Raw genomic sequence first — 1734 nt, 5'->3', positions numbered from 1 at the left:
GCGTCAACAGGAAGGCGCCTGATTTCAAGATCTTGGCCGCCTCGCGCTCGATCGCGCCAGGGGTCTTCTGATGATTGCCGCTGTCGAGCAGGCAATCGCCATAGTCGATCACCGCGAGCTGTTCGAACAGCTCGCGCGAGAACGGATATTGCGGATCGTTGTCGAGGATCGCCGAAGCGCGGCGGATCGCCTGCGGCCCAAAGCGAGCGCCCGGCCGGTTGGTGACGGCGGCGTCGAAGGGAATGCCCCACACGACGGCGTCCGCGCCCTTTACGTCCTTCGTGTACTTGCGCCGCATGAACGACAGCGCGCCGGCATAGGTCGGCTCGAACGATGCGCCCGTCTTGGAACGGGCGGTGAAGGCGTGGTCGATCTCTTTGTTCGCCATTACGGGTCCTCGGTTGTCATCGGGGCAGCACTACAGAACCGGCACGCAACATGCCAGTCACAGCTTGCGGAGGCGGAATGGCGCTCGCCGAGTGCCATGGCAACACAGGATTTGTATCATTATGACCGAGGCCGCCTTGCTCAACCTCGTACCTGCTCCGGCGGCAACCCGAACCGGCACGGCGGCCGGCGAGCGCTTCCTGGTGCTCGATTCCTGGCGCGGCATCTGCGCGCTGCTGGTGGCGCTGTTCCATTTTCCCACGACGTCGACAATCGCGCAGAGCGCCTTTGTCGGCGGCTCCTATCTATTCGTCGATTTCTTCTTCGTGCTTTCCGGTTTCGTCATCGCCAGCTCCTACAGAGGCCGGCTGAGCGAGCCGGGTGAGATTGCCCGTTTCGCGCTGGTGCGCTTTGGCCGCATCTACCCGCTGCATCTTTCGATGCTTGCCGCTTTCGTCGCCTTCGAGGCGATGCGGCTCGCCCTGCCGGCACTGCATGGAACCGGTGCCGCGCCCTTCACCGCAGGCTTTGATCTGAGAAGTCTTGTCGCCAATCTCTTCCTGCTGCAGGGCATGGGGGTGGAGGAGCATCTGACCTGGAACGCGCCGAGCTGGAGCATTTCGGCCGAGTTCTTCACCTATCTGCTGTTTGCCGGCGTGGTGCTCGCGACCGGCCGGCGCGCCTGGATATGGTTCGCCGCCGCGGCCGTCACGGCGCCTTTCTTCCTGCTTGGCTTCTCGACCCGTCATATGGACGTGTCCTTCGATTTCGGCTTCATCCGCTGCCTTTACGGCTTCTCGCTCGGCGCGCTGCTGGCCTGGTTTCAGCACGATTCCATTGCAGAGGCGCGACAGGCGATGGCAGGCGCAGGGCGCATTGCCTGGACGATGGCCGAGCTCGCCATGGTCGCGGCGATCGGGCTGTTCGTTTCGGTCGCCGGATCGAACGACGCCGGGATCGCCGCGCCCGTCGTCTTCGCTCTGGCGCTCTATCTCTTCGCGCATGAGGGCGGCTTGATCAGCGCGCTGCTCTCCAGCCGTCCGATGCTGCTGCTCGGCTCGCTCTCCTATTCGATCTACATGGTCCACATCTTCGTCCAGGGCCGCATGATCAATGTCGGCGGCCTCCTCGAGCGCAAGCTCGGGCTTGGCATTGTCGGCGACATGACGTTGCGCGGCGATCAGGTGACCGGCTTCGGCGTCGGCTCACCATGGATCGGCTTCGCGGCTTTGATGGCAATGCTGATTGCCGTCATCGTCTCCTCTTGGATTTCATGGCGCTTCGTCGAAATGCCGGCATTGGCCTGGTTCCGTCGCCTTGCCAAGCGGATTTGAGACGCCTTTGCGC

At 63.4% G+C, this 1734-nt stretch carries 2 protein-coding genes; one reads left to right on the top strand and one right to left on the bottom strand.

Annotated elements, in window-relative coordinates:
* A partial coding sequence (locus tag EOA38_RS35695; RefSeq protein WP_189435152.1) for an arginase family protein occupies positions 1–388 on the bottom strand: 388 nt, incomplete at its 3' end.
* A 121-nt stretch (positions 389–509) separates the two neighbouring features.
* On the opposite strand from EOA38_RS35695, the gene EOA38_RS35690 reads away from it, so the two are divergent.
* A complete protein-coding gene (locus EOA38_RS35690; RefSeq protein ID WP_127301427.1) occupies positions 510–1721 on the top strand; it encodes an acyltransferase in 1212 nt (403 codons plus the stop codon).
* Positions 1722–1734 lie beyond the last annotated feature (13 nt).

The sequence above is a fragment of the Mesorhizobium sp. M1E.F.Ca.ET.041.01.1.1 genome (assembly GCF_003997355.1).
Lineage (GTDB): Bacteria > Pseudomonadota > Alphaproteobacteria > Rhizobiales > Rhizobiaceae > Mesorhizobium.
The sequence above is the reverse complement of the archived record's forward strand: the minus strand, read 5'-3'. Positions and strand labels throughout refer to the sequence as shown.